Annotated in this window: 17 protein-coding genes; 4 read left to right on the forward strand and 13 right to left on the reverse strand. The window is 66.5% G+C overall.

The window, feature by feature from the left end; all coding sequences use genetic code 11:
- Nucleotides 1-121: 121 nt before the first annotated feature.
- The 3 genes from N5D20_RS22575 to N5D20_RS22585 all read right to left on the reverse strand — a co-directional run bounded on the left by N5D20_RS22575 (nucleotide 122) and on the right by N5D20_RS22585 (nucleotide 3,318).
- The gene (locus tag N5D20_RS22575) at nucleotides 122-2,476 is read right to left on the reverse strand and encodes a GH92 family glycosyl hydrolase (RefSeq protein WP_279914996.1); all 2,355 of its coding nucleotides are present in this window, start codon (nucleotides 2,474-2,476) and stop codon (nucleotides 122-124) included.
- Nucleotides 2,477-2,572: 96 nt separating this feature from the next.
- Nucleotides 2,573-2,896, reverse strand: a complete 324-nt coding sequence (locus N5D20_RS22580) for a thioredoxin family protein (RefSeq protein WP_279914997.1) — start codon at nucleotides 2,894-2,896, stop codon at nucleotides 2,573-2,575.
- Nucleotides 2,897-2,901: 5 nt separating this feature from the next.
- Nucleotides 2,902-3,318 carry a host attachment family protein gene (locus N5D20_RS22585; protein ID WP_054171871.1) on the reverse strand — a complete coding sequence of 139 codons (417 nt, stop codon included), beginning with the start codon at nucleotides 3,316-3,318 and terminating at the stop codon, nucleotides 2,902-2,904.
- Nucleotides 3,319-3,480: 162 nt separating this feature from the next.
- On the opposite strand from N5D20_RS22585, the gene N5D20_RS22590 reads away from it, so the two are divergent.
- The 3 genes from N5D20_RS22590 (at nucleotide 3,481) to proP (ending at nucleotide 5,671) form a co-directional block, all read left to right on the forward strand.
- The gene (locus tag N5D20_RS22590) at nucleotides 3,481-3,708 is read left to right on the forward strand and encodes a hypothetical protein (RefSeq protein ID WP_019337747.1); all 228 of its coding nucleotides are present in this window, start codon (nucleotides 3,481-3,483) and stop codon (nucleotides 3,706-3,708) included.
- An 85-nt stretch (nucleotides 3,709-3,793) separates the two neighbouring features.
- Nucleotides 3,794-3,922, forward strand: coding sequence for a hypothetical protein (locus N5D20_RS22595; RefSeq protein WP_265349070.1), 129 nt, complete (start codon nucleotides 3,794-3,796; stop codon nucleotides 3,920-3,922).
- 261 nt (nucleotides 3,923-4,183) lie between these two features.
- Nucleotides 4,184-5,671, forward strand: coding sequence for a glycine betaine/L-proline transporter ProP (proP, locus tag N5D20_RS22600; protein WP_099559533.1), 1,488 nt, complete (start codon nucleotides 4,184-4,186; stop codon nucleotides 5,669-5,671).
- A gap of 99 nt (nucleotides 5,672-5,770) precedes the next feature.
- Here proP and N5D20_RS22605 read toward each other — a convergent pair whose 3' ends face one another.
- The 10 genes from N5D20_RS22605 to N5D20_RS22650 all read right to left on the reverse strand — a co-directional run bounded on the left by N5D20_RS22605 (nucleotide 5,771) and on the right by N5D20_RS22650 (nucleotide 16,960).
- Nucleotides 5,771-6,400, reverse strand: coding sequence for a hypothetical protein (locus N5D20_RS22605; protein ID WP_010485380.1), 630 nt, complete (start codon nucleotides 6,398-6,400; stop codon nucleotides 5,771-5,773).
- 3 nt (nucleotides 6,401-6,403) lie between these two features.
- Entirely contained in the window at nucleotides 6,404-6,745 is a 342-nt protein-coding gene (locus N5D20_RS22610; RefSeq protein WP_010485378.1) for a type II toxin-antitoxin system prevent-host-death family antitoxin, read from the reverse strand.
- 70 nt (nucleotides 6,746-6,815) lie between these two features.
- The gene (locus N5D20_RS22615; protein WP_099559532.1) at nucleotides 6,816-8,411 is read right to left on the reverse strand and encodes a PAS domain-containing protein; all 1,596 of its coding nucleotides are present in this window, start codon (nucleotides 8,409-8,411) and stop codon (nucleotides 6,816-6,818) included.
- A gap of 9 nt (nucleotides 8,412-8,420) precedes the next feature.
- Complete coding sequence (locus N5D20_RS22620; RefSeq protein WP_019337750.1) at nucleotides 8,421-8,825, reverse strand: response regulator; 405 nt, start codon at nucleotides 8,823-8,825, stop codon at nucleotides 8,421-8,423.
- Nucleotides 8,826-8,961: 136 nt separating this feature from the next.
- The gene (locus N5D20_RS22625; RefSeq protein ID WP_049455127.1) at nucleotides 8,962-10,416 is read right to left on the reverse strand and encodes a surface lipoprotein assembly modifier; all 1,455 of its coding nucleotides are present in this window, start codon (nucleotides 10,414-10,416) and stop codon (nucleotides 8,962-8,964) included.
- A 90-nt stretch (nucleotides 10,417-10,506) separates the two neighbouring features.
- Complete coding sequence (locus N5D20_RS22630; protein WP_279914998.1) at nucleotides 10,507-11,271, reverse strand: Slam-dependent surface lipoprotein; 765 nt, start codon at nucleotides 11,269-11,271, stop codon at nucleotides 10,507-10,509.
- Nucleotides 11,272-11,330: 59 nt separating this feature from the next.
- Nucleotides 11,331-12,086, reverse strand: a complete 756-nt coding sequence (locus N5D20_RS22635; RefSeq protein WP_010485368.1) for a Slam-dependent surface lipoprotein — start codon at nucleotides 12,084-12,086, stop codon at nucleotides 11,331-11,333.
- Nucleotides 12,087-12,113: 27 nt separating this feature from the next.
- Nucleotides 12,114-15,233 (reverse strand): TonB-dependent receptor, encoded by a 3,120-nt coding sequence (locus N5D20_RS22640; RefSeq protein ID WP_279914999.1) that lies wholly within the window; start codon nucleotides 15,231-15,233, stop codon nucleotides 12,114-12,116.
- A 184-nt stretch (nucleotides 15,234-15,417) separates the two neighbouring features.
- Entirely contained in the window at nucleotides 15,418-16,374 is a 957-nt protein-coding gene (locus tag N5D20_RS22645) for a FecR domain-containing protein (RefSeq protein ID WP_279915000.1), read from the reverse strand.
- Nucleotides 16,375-16,456: 82 nt separating this feature from the next.
- Nucleotides 16,457-16,960 (reverse strand): RNA polymerase sigma factor, encoded by a 504-nt coding sequence (locus N5D20_RS22650; RefSeq protein WP_279915001.1) that lies wholly within the window; start codon nucleotides 16,958-16,960, stop codon nucleotides 16,457-16,459.
- A 191-nt stretch (nucleotides 16,961-17,151) separates the two neighbouring features.
- Between N5D20_RS22650 and N5D20_RS22655 the strand changes: the two genes are divergently transcribed.
- The gene (locus N5D20_RS22655; protein WP_049480979.1) at nucleotides 17,152-17,550 is read left to right on the forward strand and encodes an OsmC family protein; all 399 of its coding nucleotides are present in this window, start codon (nucleotides 17,152-17,154) and stop codon (nucleotides 17,548-17,550) included.
- Nucleotides 17,551-17,581 lie beyond the last annotated feature (31 nt).

Genomic DNA, 17,581 nt, shown 5'->3' on the forward strand with positions numbered 1-17,581 from the left:
CCGGAAGATTCCGGTAGTCGCCCACCTTGGTGGGCGCCGCTGACCTCCCACGTGCCAACCAAGGTTGGCACCTACCAAAGGCGCATCAATGCAGTCCGCCGGGCATGGCCCGGCGCTACCGTTATGGCGTCGTCATCGAGTACGGCGCCTGCGCGCCCTGCCCCGGCCAATCCTTGTTCGGCTCGGCCTGCATGGTGAAACGCAGCTCGCCACCTGCCAGGATCTCGTCATGGCGCAGGAAGGTGCGCTGCAGCGGCTTGCCGTTGAGGCTCACGTTGCCGACGTAGGTGTGCCTGTCATCCAGCCCATCGGCCACGATGGTGAACGCCTTGCCGTTCGGCAGGCGCATCGCGGTCTTCGGCAGGAACGGGCGGCCGAGGATGTACTCGCCCGAGCCCGGGGCCACCGGATAGAAGCCCAGGGCGGTGAACACATACCACGCCGACATCTGGCCGACATCATCGTTGCCGGCCAGGCCATCGGGGCGATCGGCGTACTGGGTGTCCATGATCTGCTTCAGGCGCGCCTGGGTGCGCCACGGCTGGCCAGCGTACGAATACAGGTAGGCCACATGGTGACTGGGCTCGTTGCCATGCGCATACCAGCCGATCAGGCCGGTGATGTCTTCCATGTGCTCGAAGATGGACGGATCCACCTTGGCGTTGAATACATCGTCCAGGCGCGCGAGCAGCTTGTCGCTGCCACCGTGCGCTGCTGCCAGTCCGGCAACATCCTGCGGCACGTACCACGAATACTGCCAGGCGTTGCCTTCGGTGTAGTCGGTGCCATAGCCGCTGGCGCTGGGGTCGAACGGAGTGCGGAAGCTGCCATCGCGCTTGCGCGCACGCATGAAGCCGGTGTCCTTGTCGAAGGCATTGCGCCAGTTGCCGGCACGCTTGTCGAAGGTCGCCGCCACATCGGTCTTGCCCATCGCCTGCGCCATGCGCGCGATGGTCCAGTCATCGAAGGCGTACTCCAGCGTCTTGCTGGCGGCCTCGCCTTCCTCGTCGATCGGCACATAGCCCAGCTCGCGGTATTGCGCGATGCCGTCATAGGGGCCGTAGTTGGCAGTCTCGATCATCGCCTTCAGTGCCTTGTCGGCGTCGAAGCCACGAATGCCCTTCACGTAGGCATCGGCAATCACCGGCACCGCGTGGTACCCGATCATGCACCAGTCTTCCAGGCCATGGAACGACCACACCGGCAGCATGCCGTAGGGGCTGTGCTCGTGGTGGGCCAGCATCGAATTGACGAAGTCGCTGTTGCGCTTCTCCGGCTGCACCAGCGTCAGCAACGGGTGCAGCGCACGGTAGGTGTCCCACAGTGAGAACGTGGAATAGTTCGTGTAGCCCTCGGCCTTGTGCACGGCATTGTCCGGCCCGCGGTACTGGCCATCGGCATCCATGAACAGCGTCGGCCCCAGCAGGGTGTGGTACAGCGCGGTATAGGCACTGCGGCGGGCGTGCTCGGGCGCATCGATATCGAGCACCGACAGCGCCTGCGTCCATTCCTGTTTCGCCTGCGCACGCACGCGGTCGAAATCAAAGTCGGCCACTTCCGCGTCGAGGTTGGCAATGGCGCCGGCTTCGCTGACCGGCGAGATCGCGACCTTGACCACCAGCGGTGCATCCAGCTTGCCGAATGCGAAGGTACCGACCAGCTGGCGGCCCTCGACCTGTGCGCGCTGCGCTGGATCCTTCTCGCCCGGCGGCGGGAAGCCCTTGTAGACGATGTCCTGCTCGGTGTTGTGCAGCTCATGCCCGGAAAGCGGCCGCGAGAAGCGCATCGCGAAGTACAGCTGGCGACCTGGCGCCCAGCCGCGCGTCTCCCGGAAGCCGGTCACGGTACCATCGGCGCGCACCCGCAGCCGCGACCACAGCACCTTGCCCGGGTAGTCGTACATGCTGGTGCGCATGTCCAGCAGCACCTTGGCGTCGGCGCCCTTGGGGAAGGCGTAGCGATGCACGCCCACGCGCGCACTGGTGGTCAGCTCGGCGCGCACCTTGTAGTCGTCCAGGGTGACGGCGTAGTAGCCCGGCTCGGCCTTCTCATCGTCATGGCGGAAGCGAGAGGCATAGCCGCTGCCTGGCTTCTCAGGATCGCCACGCTCCAGGCCGGGACTGCCGGTGAACGGCATCAGCAGGATGTCGCCCAGATCGGAATGGCCAGTGCCGGAAAAATGCGTGTGCGAGAAGCCGACGATGCTGCTGTCGCCGTAGCGGTAGCCGGCTGCCCAGCCATAGGCCTTTTCGCGTGGCTGGATGCGTGTGTCCGGGCTGAGCTGGACCATGCCGAACGGCACCGTGGCACCCGGGTAAGTGTGGCCTTCACCACCCGTACCAATGAACGGGTCGACCGAGGCATAGGCCTTGTCGGCGGCGGTTCTGGCAGGCGCGGCCGACGCCAGGCCGGAAGCGAACATCGCCGTGGCGGCGACAGCGATCAGGAGACGACGGTCCAGCGTGGGCATCGGCATTTGGATCGATTCAGGTGATAGCCGGATCCTAGCACCGGGCCTGCCACGCCGCATGCTGCAGTGCGACTGCCCGGCTTCCCACGCCCGGTTCAATCTTCAACCGGGAAGCGCGCTCTGCAACGACATGAGATCCGCGCTGCCCAGCGGCCTTACCACCCGCGCGATCTCTTCTCCATCGCGCAGCAGCACCACCGTCGGCCACAGCTTTACCTTGAACGCTCGCCCCAACGGCCTTCCCTTGCCATCCTCGATCTTCCAATGCGGCAGATCGTTCGCTTCGACAAAGCCCTGCAACGCAGGCTGCGCGGCCTGGCAATGACCACACCAGGGCGCACCGAACTCCAGCACCTGCCAGCTAGGCTGCGCCGCCACCTCCGCAGAGGTGGGCTCGTTCGCAAGGTGATCACGCATGAACGGCATGAGCGCTACGCCGCCAGTGCCTTCTGGATGTCTTCCAACGGCGCGTTGGTCAGATCCTTGGCAATATCCCCGAGCAATCGCGCCTGGACCTCTTTATGCAGCAGCGGACGAATGCGACCCAGCGTGGTCGGGTCGGCGATCAACACCAGGTGCGCATAGCGGTTCTTCAAGGCATCTTCGTTGAGCTGTTCGGCCACCTGCTTGGCGAACGTCGCCTCGTTGAGCTGCGAGACCGACATGTCCTTCGGCACTGCACCCGCAGGCCCCTGCCCGGATACGCCCTGCTCGCTGATGTCCTGCAGGCGCAGTTCGCCTTCCTGCTTCAAGGTCAACTGGTGGTTGCTGCCCACGTTGGTGAACACCCGTGCCGAACCACCGTCGGCTACCACGATCAGGGCTCCTTCGGGAATCGTCCGCGCCATTGCATCCTCCATCAATCCGAAAAGTGGGTGTGCGCCCCACCTTATGCGCGCCGATGTCACCAGAGCGCGTACAGGATGTGATCCCGTCATCGCAATCTGCAATCAGCGCTAAATTTGTCCGGCTGCCTGCCGCTATGGCCTCCATCATCGCGAGGAACCTCTGTGTACGCTGGCTCACTGTTCCACGTCTGCTTTGCCACCAGCCTGGCCATTGCCGGCTGTGCCGGTTGCATCCACCAGTTCCTGCAGGGCCAACCGTTCTTCGCCCTGGCCATCATGCTCTCGGTGCTCACCATGATCGGCGCCGCACTGGTCACGCGAAAACTGGCACTGCCGGGCGCCCTGGCGATGGCCTGCACGGTGTTCGGTTTGGTGGCGAAGTCGGCCTGAGCCTTCTGAACAGGCGAGGTGGAACACAGCGTGCAGATCAGCCTGCTTCGCTGCATGCTCACGCCGATGCCGTTATGATGAACGGATGATCGACACGACCCACTACGTGACGGGCGCACCTGTTATGTGGGAAGCACTGCCGACCGGCGCTTCGCTTGCCACGAATGCTCCCGCCCTGCATTTCCATCGCCTCGCGCTGGATCCCGGCGGATGACGCCCGCAGGCGCTCTGCCTGCACCCCCTACGCTGATGTGATACCTGGCCGCTGACTGCGCGGCCGCTGTGATCCCGTTTTCGCGTCTCCGCCCCTGCGGCGGTGCTTTGCCGTGCGCGTGGCGTTGCGCCTGCACACATTCCCCGGCCCCCACGCCGCCTTCCGATGCCCCTGCGCCACTTGCGCCTGCATCGCCGTTTCCGATTTCCGGGACACACCACAGCACCCATTCCCCTATTCCATACCTACAAGGGAGCCCCTATGCAGGACACGCCCGATTCCCATGCCCACTTCGGCTGGTTCAAACGCCGCCGCCACCTGAAGGTCGATGAGATCACCGTCGTCGACAAGCCCATGCTCAAGCGCGCCGTGGGCGCCGCCGCACTTGGCAATGCCATGGAGTGGTTCGACTTCGGTGTCTACGGCTATCTGGCCGTCACCATCGGCCAGGTGTTCTTCCCGTCCAGCAACCCCACGGCACAGGTGATCGCCGCCTTCGCCACCTTCACCGTGGCATTCCTGGTGCGTCCACTCGGCGGCCTGGTGTTCGGCCCGCTCGGCGACCGTTATGGGCGCCAGAAAGTGCTGGCGTTCACCATGATCCTGATGGCGCTGGGCACGTTCTCGATCGGCTTGATTCCCTCCTACGAGCGCATCGGCATCTGGGCACCGGTGCTGTTGCTGCTGGCACGTGTGGTGCAGGGATTCTCCACCGGCGGCGAGTACGGCGGTGCGGCCACCTTCATCGCCGAGTATTCCACCGACCGCAACCGCGGCCTGATGGGCAGCTGGCTGGAGTTCGGCACGCTGGGCGGCTACATCGCCGGCGCCGGAACCGTGACCGCGCTGCACATGCTGTTGAGCAGCGGACAGATGCTGGACTGGGGCTGGCGCATTCCATTCCTGGTGGCCGGCCCGCTGGGCCTGCTCGGCCTGTACATGCGCATGAAACTGGAGGAAACGCCGGCCTTCCGCAGCTTCGCCGAGGAAGCCGAGAAGCGCGAGCACGACCGGCCCGGGCTCGCCGCGCTGTTCCAGGTACATGGCCGCCAGTTGCTGGTCTGCATGGGCCTGGTGCTGGTGTTCAACGTGACCGACTACATGCTGCTGACCTACATGCCCAGCTACCTCAGCGTCACCATGGGCTATGCCGAGAGCAAGGGCCTGCTGCTGATCATCATCGTGATGCTGGTGATGATGCCGCTGAACATCGTCGGCGGATTGTTCAGTGACAAGCTTGGCCGCCGCCCGATGATCATCGGTGCCTGCATCGCGCTGCTGGTGCTGGCCGTACCCTGCCTGCTGCTGATCGGCAGCGGCAACGACTGGCTGATCTTCCTCGGCCTGATGCTGCTGGGCCTGGCACTGGTGTGCTTCACCAGCTCGATGCCGTCCACGCTGCCGGCGCTGTTCTATACCCCGGTGCGCTACAGCGCACTGTCGATCGCCTTCAATGTGTCGGTGTCGCTGTTCGGTGGCACCACGCCACTGGTGACCGCATGGCTGGTGGAACGTACCGGCGATCCACTGGTGCCGGCCTACTACCTGATGGGCGCGGCAGTGATCGGCCTGGTCACCATGCTGTTCGTGAAGGAGACCGCTGGCCTGCCGCTGCGCGGTTCACCGCCGGCGGTCGGCAGCGACAAGGAAGCCGCCGCACTGCTGAAGAGCGATGTGCCGGTGACGGTGGACCCGAGCCTGCCGCCACTGCCGGAGACTGCGGAGCCTGAGCAGGTAAAGCCGGCCTGAGGCTCAGCGAAGCCGGCGTTGTTGTACGGCCAAGCCCGCGCGCGGCTGCCTTTCGAGGGATCAGCCGAGCGTGGGCTCGGCTCTACAACGTACGCGCCCTCAATCGCGCGCAGCGTTCAACTCCATCGCACGCATCACGATGGGTTTGGCCCAGTCCGGCGTGTGCAGCAGCTCGGCCACCGAGACCGGGTACTGCAGCTGGCCGTGCGCCATCGCCAGCACCGGCAGCGGCTCGACGCAGCCGTCGGCGTCGGCGGGAGCGCTGTTGTCGTAGACATGCAGCTCGGCCAGGTGTGGCAGCAGTTCCAGCAGGTTCTCGCGTGCCGAATCGAAGCGGGCGTGGATCTTCTCCACCGGAATGTCATGGCCGCCGGCGGCCACCCGCGCTGCAACACGGGCAATGTGCAGGTCCACCGTGGCCAGGCCACAGAACCAGATCGCGACGTGATGGTGCTCGCAGGCCTCGCGCAGCAGGCGCGGAATGGTGTTGCCGCCCAGCGTGGTCTCGAAGGCGAAGTCCGTGCCATCGGCCATGGCCTGGCGCAGGCGGCGGGTGCCTTCCTGCCAGGCCTCGGCATTGGCGTCGGGCAGCGGCCAGCCCGCCTCTACCAGGCGGCGGGTGAACGAATCGGGGTTGAACCAGCCCAGCCCTTCGGCTTCCAGCCAGGTTCCCAGCAGCGAACTCTTGCCGGCGCCGTTGACGCCGGCCAGCACCAGGATCCGCCCCATCGGTCAGAGCGGACGGCCGAGGGTGACCTTGCGGCCGCGGCGGATCGGCTGGCCCAGCACCTTGCCCAGCCCCTCACCGCGCTGCAGGCCAGCCAGAGTCTGGTCGAATTCGCCGCGCAGGCGCAGCAGTTCTTCACTGCGCTCACCGGCATCGCTGCCGGCGGCCTTGGCCAGCAGCTCCTGGTAGGTGCGGATGTCCACGATCACCGCTTCGGGGTGGTTGTGGTTGGTGATGACCAGCGCCTGCTTCTCGCGCACGGTACGCATCAGGCTCGGCCAGCCCCGGGTCTTCACCGACGAGGCTGGGGCCTTCTCGAGGCCAGGCAGATCCAGCGGCAGGGTCATGGCACGGCTCCGGGCAGGGTGGATAATGGCCACTATACCCAATTTGGCCCAATTGGGGATAAATGGACCTTTACCTGCCGGAACCGCCCGCCGCTGCTTCCGGAGCATCAGTCTGCAGCAGGCTGTCGCGCTCGCGCAGCGGGAAGCGGATCCAGGCATCCAGGCCTTGGGGGCCAAAGCGCAGCTCGCCGCTGCCGGCGAGCTCGTACGGCACGCGCTGCTCGATCAGCGCCCGGCCAAGGCCACGCTGCCGGGGCAGCTCCCAGTCTTCCACGGTGGCATGGCGTTCACACCAGTGCAGCCCCAGCCACGGCTGCCCGTCCTGCACCTGCAGGTGCCAGGACACGTCGATCCGGCCGTCCTCATGGGTCAGCGCACCATGCCGCAGGGCGTTGGTCGCCAATTCGTGGATCGCCAAGGACAGCACTTCGGCCGCCTTCGGCGGCAGCAGCACGTCCTCGCCCTGCAGGCGGTAGGCGGCCGCTGCTGGCGTCTGCGCCGCGATCTCCTCATCGATCATGCCACGCAGGCAGACCCCGGCATTGGCGCCACGGGTCAGCAGGCTCTGCGTGCGTGCCAGCGACATCAGTCGCCCGCACAACCGTTCGGCGTATTCATCCACACTGCTGACCGACTCGCGGGTCCGCCAGGCAATGGCATGGATGGTCGACATGATGTTGCGCACCCGGTGCTGCAGCTCCGCCAGCAACACCGACTGGCGCTCGGCGGCACGCTTGAGATCGTCGATGTCCACGGCGATGGCGAACACCCCGCTGACCTCGCCATCGCCATCGCGCAGGGGCGCGGCCGCGACCCGGGTCCAGCGCGCGCGGCCATCGTCGTGCAGGTACTGGAACTCCAGCCCCGGCACCACGGTCTCGCCGCGCATCGCACGGGCGATGGCGAAATCCTCCGGCCCGATGGCGCTACCGTCGGCATGCCAGCCACGCCAGCGATGCAGGTTGGCCTCATCGGTGGAAGGCACCTTGCCGCTGGGCAGGTAGGCACGCATCTGGTCGTTGGACAGCAGCATGCGGCCCTGCAGATCGACGATGCACAGGCCGACCGGCAGCATCCTGAAGGCCAGTTCCAGGCGTCGCTCGCTCTCGCGCCGCCGCAGTTCCTCGCGCTCGCGCGCGGCCCGCGCCAGATGCGCGGCGGTGGTCTCGAACATCGTCACCAGCACGCCGTTGATGCGCCCTTCCTCACCACGGATCGGGCTGTAGGTGATGGTGAACCAGATGTCCTCCAGACGCCCCCGGCGGACCAGCGGATACAGCTTGTCCTCGAAGGTGAGCGTCTCGCCCTGCCAAACCCGGGTATAGAGCGGCCCGTTGATGTGCCAGACCTCGGGCCAGCACTCGCGGGTCGGCTGGCCGAGTCCACCGGGATGCTTGTCGGCCAGGATCTCGGCATAGCCATCGTTGTAGAGCTGCACCAGCTGCTCGCCCCACAGCACGATCATCGGGAAGCCATGGGCCAGCATCAGGTCGACGGTGGCGCGCAGGTGGGGCGGCCACTGCGCGCAGGCACCCAAGGGCGTGGATGACCAGTCATGGCGGGCGATACGCGCGGCCATGCCATCGTGGCGCGCATGCAGGCGCGGCGCAGGTGGCATCCCGCCACGCAGCGTGGCGGCGTGGATGCCTTCAGGACGGCGCGACATGCCGCGCAATCAGGCGATGCCCGCAGAGACCTGCGGCGCCGCCACCAGCCCGGCCAGCTGCTGCACCAGGGTTTCGATGTGATAAGGCTTGGTACAGCGCGGCGCGCTGGCGAAGCGGCTGGGCAGGTTGTCGTCGTAACCGGAGGTCAGCAGGAAGGGGGTACCCGCCTCGGCCAGCCGATCGGCCAGCGGATAGACCTGCTCACCGCCCAGGTTGATGTCCAGCAACGCCACATCGATGGGATGGGTATCGACCAGCTGCCCCAACGCCTGCAGGTCACCGGCAGGCCCCACCACCTGTGCGCCTTTCAGCTCCAGATAGTCGACCAGGAACATCGCGATGGCGAATTCATCCTCCGCCACCAGTACACGCAGCCCTTTCAGGCCCTCTGGTTTGTTGCCCGCTTCCAGCACGACCGGCGCTCCTCGATACACGCGGCCCACCTCTGCCGCAACGCCCGCAGGATGCGCGAACCGGGCTACAAGAGCGCGTGATGATGGATGAAGGTCGCGGCCACGGCGCGTTCACCGCGGCATTGCAACGCCGCGTTCAGAAGGCCCGTTCCCACTTCAGGCTGAGCAGGCTGCGGTCGTGGCTGTACAGCCAGCCGACGTTGCTGTCGATGCGCGCGTAGCGCAGGCTCAGGCTGGGTACCAGCCCGGCCACGGCCAAGCGCTCGCTGCGCACGATGGCGATCAGGTTCTGTTCGTCGTCCTGCCTGCGCGCCTCCAGCAACGGACTCCAGGTGTCGTAGTCGCGCTGGCGCAGCGACACGAATACGGTGGCCGTGGTGCCACTCCACTGCCGCGCCGCGCCCAGCCGCAGGCCGCGCTGGCGGTAGCCGTTGGCCGGGTCGGCTGCGCTGCTGTCGGTGACATCCAGCCCGGCGAAGACCGTCCAGCGTGGATTGAGCGCGCGGAACCAGGTGGCGTACAGCGATGCCAGCTCGCCGTCGTAGTTGCTGGCAAGGCCCTGCTGGCGATAGCGCTGGCGCTTCCAGTCAGCCTCCAGCTTGAGCAGGCTGCGTGCATCCAGGGCGTACTGCCATTCCGCGTGCACGCCACTGCCGCCCTGCAGCGCATGGTTGCCCAGGGCCTGGTAGTCATAGCTGGGGGCGAGCATCACGGTCTGCCGTGCACTACGCCAGCTGTAACCCGCCTGCACGTTGGCATTGAGCTCGTTGTACGCACTGTGCCCGCGCCATGCCTGGCCGAAGGCGAGACCGCGCACGTACAGCCCATGATGCCCGCCGAGCACCCAGCGCCGTTCCAGGCTGGCGTCGTAGTCGAGGCCCGCCGCGCGCTGGGCGTCCGGCAGTTTCCGTTCGATGATGCAGGCGTCGCCCACGCCGAACAGGCAGGTGCGACTGGCCGAACTGCGGTTGATGTTGTCACTCCATGCCGGGCCGGCGGACAGCGCGCCTTTCCAGCGCTGGCGCGCCTGCAGGGCACCCAGGTAACCGTCCACGCGCGCGCGGACGCCGGCCGTGGCCGGATCATCGGCATTGATGCCTGCAGCGATGGCTGTGAACAGCGCGGCCGCATCGCGATCGCGCTGGTCTTCCGCATAGACACGTGCCAGCTCGAGGCGGGCCGGCAGGAAATCCGGCTGCGCCGCCAGCAGCGCTTCGTACTCCATCGCCGCGCGACGATGGTCGCCCGCCACCCGCGCCAGCGCCCCCTGCGCATAGTGGCGCAGCAGGGGGTCATGCCCCGGCAGTTCGATGTACTCATCGAGGAACGCAGCGGCGGCCTGCCATTGCTGATGCTGCAGAGAGAGGTAAAGGGCCTGGCCAAGATCATCGACGGTGCGCTCCACGCGCAGCGTCTGGCCGTCGATGGTGATGGTCGGCCGCTCCGACTCGGCCTGCTGCAGGCGCTGCTGGTCCTGCTGCTGGTGGCGCAGTTCGGTGCCCTGTTCAAGCACACGACGAAGATCGTCCTGCTGGGCGCGCACCTCGGTGGCAGCCAACAGCAGTACGACAAGGAAGATGGAATGGCGCATGGTCGATCCGTGGTGGTGCATGCAGCGGGCCGAAGCAGGGACTGGCGGATCGCGGCTTGTCCCTGCCCTGCCCCGTCAGGGGCGTGGCGATCAGTTCTTGCTGCCGCCGAAGGCGGTGTCGTACTGGCTGTTGCCGCTGAAGGTGGCGATACCGGCCAGGGTGGCCGCGTTGGCGCCGAAGAACTGGCCCTGGGTGGTGCCGGCAACGCTGCCGTTGGCGGTGGCGGTGCCGGCGAACGAGGCGTTGGCGCTGTTGATGTTGGCGTTGACGTTGATCGACAGGCCGCCACCGTTCAGGCCACCGAGCAGGGTGCCATTGCCGAAGTTGGCGCGGAAGGTACCCGACAGCAGGTTGCTGCCATTGAACTTGTTCAGGCCTGCCATGCTGTAGGTGGCCACGCCGGCCGGCAGCGTGGTGCCGGCACGGTCACCGACGAAATAGACCTGGCGGTTGTTGAAGCCACCAGCGGCGCCATCCTTGGACCACTCACCGAACCACACATCGCCGCTGCCGACCTTGACGAAGTTGAAGTGGCCCATGCCGGAATGGCTGCCCGGGGTACCGGTGATCGGCATGGCCAGTGTGCGTACGGTGACACCATTGACGGTGGTCGGGGCCGAGTAGGCCGCCAGGCCCTGGAAATCGACCGGCTTGGCATTGGACACGGTGCCAACGCCGATACCGGCCTTGCCGGCCGAGTGCGGGCCGCCGTTGACTTCCGACGCACCCACCTTGACGTACAGCTGCGCATCGGTCGCCGGGCTGGCAGCGCCGACGATGTCGGCCGCCTGCGCAGTGCCGGCCAGGGCCAGTGCAGCGGCGACGGCCAACAGGGAACGGTTGATCATTTTCATGGTATTGCTCCTTGGGTTGAGGGAACTACGGGTACAACACAAAAAGGAACGGCGGCGGATCAGTTGCGCTGACCGCCGAAGGACGTATCGAACTGGCTGTTGCCGGCAAAGGTTGCGATGCCGGTCACCGCACTGGCACCGGCGCCGAAGAACTGGCCGCTGCTGGTACCGATGATCGAACCATTGGCGATGGCCGAACCGCTGAACGCACCGGTGGCGCGATCCAGCGTGCCGCTCGCGGCGAGCCTGTATCCGGTCCCGACCAGGCCGGCGGTAACGGTGCCGGTATCGAAATTCGCCCGCAGTGCACCTTCCAGCACGCCGCTGCCATCAAAGCGGTTGATGCCAGCCAAGGTGTAGGTCACGATGCCTGCTGGCAGCGAAGTACCGGCACGGTCACCGACGAAGAACACCTGGCGGTGATTGAAGCCCGCCTGCGCGCCGCTGGATGACCATTCACCGAACCAGACATCTGCATTGCCCACCTGCACGAAGCTGAAGTGGCCCACGCCAGCGGTGGCGAACGGCAGGCCTGCGTCCGGGCCCAGCGTGCGGACCGTGGTTGCGCCACGCACCACCGTGGTGGCGTAGGGCACCAGGCTGGCCACGTCCACTCGCGCCGCGTTGGCATACGGCCCCAACGAAACGCCTGCGCGACCGGAACGGTGCGGACCGGCATTGAGTGTCGATTCGCCTGCGTTGATGTAATGGACGCCGTCCTGGGCCGGGCTCTGCCCGCCAGCGATGTCGGCAGCCATGACCGGCATGGAAGCCAGCAGGCCGATCGAAAGTACAAGGGTGCGGGGCTGTTTCACGGTTGATTCTCCCTGTCGAATGCGGACTCAGAAGCGCGCGGTGATGCCAAGCTTGATCGTGCGGCCCGGTGCCGGAAGCGTTGAGCGTGTTGCCGGGTCGACGTAATAGCGGTTGCCGAGATTGCTGCCGACCAGCTCGACGCTGGCGTGCTGGTTGAAGCGCCAGCGGGCGTAGGCATCCACCGTGGTGATGTTTCCCCAGGTGAAGGGCACGTTCTGCCAGAGCAGGCTGCTGCCCCCGGCGATCAGTCGGTCGCGGTAGGCCTGCAGGTCCGGATTGTCGTGCCGCTGGTAGTGCACGATGCGGCTGCCCAGCTCCAGGCGCTCATCGAACAGGCGGGTGCCGAGTGACCAGTTCACCGACAGCTTCGGCGTGGCCTGGGTCAGCAGATAGCCGCTGACGAAGCCATCCTGGACGCAGTTGGGCACCCGCCCCTGGTCCGCATCCAGCCGTACCGCCGAGCTTTCATCGCAGACTTCGTTTTCAAGGATGCGGCTGATGCCCAGATCGGTGAAGAAGCGCCGGTTGTCGAAGCGCGCCTGCAGCTCGATGCCGCGGATGGTCTGCTTGTCGATGTTGTCGAACATGAAGTACGCATCACGCTCGATGACATTGCGGGTCTTGTGCACGTAGTAGGCCAGCTTGACGTCGGCATCGGCGGTGTTGCCGAACAGCCCGGAGAGGTTGTGCACGTACCCCAGCTCGTAGTTGTAGGCATGCTCCGGCTTGAGTGGATACAGCGGATTGAGGCTGCTGGAGAACGCAATGGTGCTTTCGAACATGCTGGGGAAGCGCACCGCCTCGCTGTAGCGCAGATAGGCACGAGCGGCCGGCGAGAAACGCACCGTCGCCGAGAACGTCGGCAACCAGGCGTGATCGCGGTGCCGTTCGTTGCGCCCGGCCACCGACTGCATCGCCCCGCCCCCGATCCTGCAGCGGATGTCGGTGCCGAGGACCATCGGCAGCAGCCCGGGGATGGCGGCGACCTGGCCGTTGAGGCAGGGATTGGTGGCTCGGCTGTAGTTGCCGTTTGCATCGGGCAACCAGGGAACGCCGTGCTGGACCTCCCTGGGTGTCTCGTACTTGCGCAGCAGGTCGGCCAGCGACTGATCGACGATCCAGCCCATGCCGATGCTGTCCCAGAATTCCCGCTCGCTCTCGAGTGCGTCGATCTCGCCCTGCAGGCTGTCCGGCCGCGGTGGCAGTTCATTCACCCGGTACTGCGCTTCGCGCGGCACGATCGAGGTCGTCTGCAGTTCCGGGTGGGCCTGCAGGAAGTCGTCGAACGCCCAGTAACGGCTGTAACGCACGCCGGCATTGAGGGTCAGGAAGTCGACCGGACGCCATTCCAGCGTGAGGTAGCCCTCGCCCTCCTGGCGACGGCCGGCACGCGGGTACATGCGCCAGCCGTCGGACGGGCCGAAATACGGGTCGCGCGAACCGAGCTTCTCGTATTGCCAGTTGCCGCCCACGGTCAGGTCCAGGGTCGAATGCAGGGCGAAGCGGTTGCTCAGGGTCAGGCCGGTCCGGTCGTTGATCGCATTTGCCAGCGCGGTGTTGCGCAGAATCGGGCTGGCGCCGGCATTCCAGTCCGGATTGCCCGGGGCGAAGTTCGGAAAGCCGCCTGCGGTGTAGGTATCGCTGTCCGTCTCTGTGCGCCACAGGTTGGCGTAGAGGTCCAGCCAGCGGCTGCCGGCCGGCTGGAAGCGGTACTCCAGGTTCCAGGCATCGGACGCAACCCGGCTGAGCGGCCACTGGATGCGCCCATAGTCCGGTGCCGACAGGATGCGCGACGGCATGATCTCGCCGTAGTGCGACAGCGTTCGCCGCCAGGTCGCCTTCAACTGCTGGTCATCGTTGATCTGCCAGCTGCCCTTGACCAGCCAGGACTCCTGTTCGCTGGAAGTATTGGGCACTTCATCGCCGGGCTTGAAGTAGCGCGCCAGCGTGGTGATGTAGTCGATGCCCTGGCACTCGAACTGCTCGCGCCGGTCCTGGTCGTAGTAGGCGCTGCCCTGGGTCCCGGAGAAGTAGTTGCCGCGCTTGCGCCAGGCGTAGGCGGCCATCAGGTCGACGTTGTCGCCACGCACGCCCAGCGCCAGGCGCCAGGCCTGGTCCTCGCCATCGAGGGGGTTGTTGCCACTGCGCGACTTCACCGGCACCACCAGGGTGCGGTCGTCGTAGGGCGAGTTCGGCGAGCCCTGCGGAAACCCCGGCACGGTGCGGTAATCCTCGCCGGTGTGCAGCCGCGGCAGGCGTGGCGCCACCGCATTGCTGCTGCCTTCGATCTTCAGCTCCCCGCCGAAGCGCTCACCCGCTTCCACGATGTCATCGACGTCGATGGTCTTGATCACCAGCGCGCCACCGATCCCGCTGTGCACATCGCGCACCAGCCCTGGCCCCTTGATGACCTGGATGCCACCCATCAGGTTGGGATCGATGTAATTGCGGTTGCTGACGCCGTTATAGCCGCGCCAGACCGTGAGCGCCTGTTCGCCACCGTCGATGCTGACCGGCACCCGCCCCGGCCCCTGGATGCCGCGGATGTTGATGTCCAGCGCGCCGCTGTTGCGCGCATCGCCACTGAACACACCGACCAGATCCTTTACCACGTCGGCCGGGTTGGAGCCGCGATAGCGCTCCACCCGGTCGCGCCCCGAATACGCCGTGGTCAGGTCCAGCGCGAACACATCATCGTAGCCGCGCCGATCACGCGCCTCGCCCCCTTCCGACTGCAGGCGACCGGCCACGTCCAGTGTTTTGGTCACCCGCACCCCTTCCCCCTCACCCGCCTCCGCTGCGGCCCGCAGGCTCCAGGTACCGTCCATGCCGCGCTGTGCACGCACGCCGCTGCCGCGCAACAGCTGCTGCAGTGCCTGCATCTGGCTGTACTCACCACTCACTGCACTGGAGCGGCGGCCCTCCACCAGGTCACTGCGGAACACCACCTGCACATCGGCCTGGCGGCCAAAGGCACGCACGGCGTCGGCCAGGGGCTGTTCCGGAATGGTGTACTGGCGCAACGGTGCGACGACCACCGGTTGCGCCTGCACGGCCGGCACCCAGGCCAGCGGCAGCAATGCGGTGGAGATGGCAAGAGCCAGGACGGTGGCGCGACGATGACAGGCGGATGCCGTGGACGGCATGGACAGGAACTCCTCAAGCGTGGCGGAACCACGGGCACATCCAGTGCCGGTGGCATGTCTGGCTTGAGGAGAAACGGTGTTTCGCTCTGGCTATACCTCTATAGACAGCAGGGCACAGCGAGTGCCCACGGTTTTTTCATGTTTTTTTTCCATGTGGGGCGCTGTGCGCTGTGCCGCAGGCACCTCACCACACCACCAGCGCTCCGCCGGGCAAGCGCTGCACACGCAGTCCTGCCTGCGCGGCCACCGCATTGATGGCGGTCTCCGATTGCTGCAGGTGGAACAGGCCACTGACCCGCACGCTCGCGCCCTGCCCGCCCAGTACCCAGACCGGAGCACGACGGTAGCGCGCCAGATCGGCGATGGCCTGCGCGGCCAGCTGATCGTCGATCACTACCTCGCCACGCCGCCACGGCGCCATGGTCGCGGTATCTTCCAGCTGCACCGGCTGCAGCCAGCGACCGTCACGGAACACACGTGCCTGCCCGGCATGCAGGCGCTGCACACTGCCATCACCCGGGCGCACATCGACCCCGCCCTCGCTGACCTGGGTCAGGACCGTGGTGTCCTGCATCGACACGCTGAAGGCCGTGCCGATGTCACGGATCTGGCCGCCCGCCGCCTCCACCTGGAACGGGCGCGCCTCGTGCGCTACCTGGAACCAGGCCTGGCCGCGCAGCAGACGAAGGTGGCGCTGCTGGCCATCGAATTCAATCGCCAGTGCGGTGCCGGCGTCGAGTACCGCGGTGCTGCCGTCCTCCAACTGCACCATGCGCGGTGCATCGCTGCTGTGCAGGTCACTGCGTGCCAGCAGCAGCGCGTGTGGCGCAGCGGCAACCATCAGCACCACTGCGGCAGCACTGGCCAGCAGCCACGGCAGGCGGCGGCGCGACGCGATCGGGCGCAACCCTTGGCGATCAGCCGTCAACCCGGGCAGCGCGGCCAGCACCTCGGGCCCGGCGGCATCCAGGCCCTGCCAGAAGGCCTGCTGCTGGCGCCATGCCAACGCGTGGCGGGGATTCGCCTGCAGCCAGCGCTGCAGGGTTCGTTGCTGGCGTTCCGGCAGCGGGCCTGCACTGCACCGGATCACCCAGCGCAACGCCTGCCTGGCCTGACGCGGCGAGGGTTCGGACGTGGTCATGGTTGTGGCCTGCCGCACCGCGAACGGGTGCGCCTTCCTGTTGTGACAACGGCGGGCGCGATCTGCCCACGGCAATCACGGCTCATCGGCGTGTTGCCTGCTGGTGCTGCTGGATCAACAGTGCCGCGCGCATTACGTATTTGCCGACCACGCTCTTGGAAATGCCGAGGCGCGCGGCGATCTCGCGCTCGCTCAGGCCCAGGTAGCGGTTGAGCACGAAGCACTCGCGCACCTGGGCCGGCAGGGCCAGGATGGTCTGGGTGATCTCGCGCAGCTGCGCCTGGTCCAGCACCTGGGCCTCGCCATCATGGCCTGCATCGGCCATGTCGACGGCGTACTCGGCCATCGCGCGCCGCTCGCGGGCATCCGCCTGGCTGCGGTTGAGCGCGTGATGGTAAGCCATCCGGTACAGATAACCGCGCGGCTCGAGGATGGGGGGATCGCCGGGTACGCTGCTGGCCTTCAGGTACAGGTTCTGCAGCGTGTCCTCGGTACTGGCCGGGTCGAGATAGCGCGCGATGAAGCGAGACAACGCACGGCGCTCGCGGATCAGCAGTTCGACCAGCGCCAGGGCATTGGGAGACATAGGTGCCAAGGCCGGACCGGGGAATGATGGGCGTGATGGCGACGGTCCGGACGTGGATTGTGGGCTGCCGGGCCGCAGGCGGCAAGCCGCCGCCGCCCACATCATCCATGCAGGGCAGATCCGAGCATGGCTCGACGCCACAGTGGGATTGGCCGAACATGACTCGGCCCTACAGACAACAGGAGATCCCGATGGCCTACGCACGCATTGTTTCGACCGCCGACAACTACCTGCACCACATCAGCAATGGCAGCTTCGATGTGGATGCGGACGAGCCCGCCTCGCTGGGCGGCCAGGGCAAGGGTTTCGCACCGTTCGACCTGTACCTGGCCTCGCTGGCGGCATGCACCGCCATCACCCTGCGCATGTACGCGCAGCGCAAGGGCTGGGAGCTGGGCGAATTCCATGCCGAGCTGCGCTCGGAACGTGACGCGGATGGACGCTTCCACGTGCACCGCGTGCTGCATGCCAGCGCCGAGCTGAGCGATGCGCAGTGGCAGCGGTTGCTGGAGGTGGTGGAGAAGACCCCGGTCACGCTGGTGATGCGTGAGGGTGCGCGGATCACCAGTGAGCGTGGGGCTGCAGCGTAACCCCATCCACGCCTGGCGTGGATCTACAGAC

Source organism: Stenotrophomonas sp. GD03877 (genome assembly GCF_029840555.1).
Classification (GTDB): Bacteria; Pseudomonadota; Gammaproteobacteria; order Xanthomonadales; family Xanthomonadaceae; genus Stenotrophomonas; species Stenotrophomonas geniculata.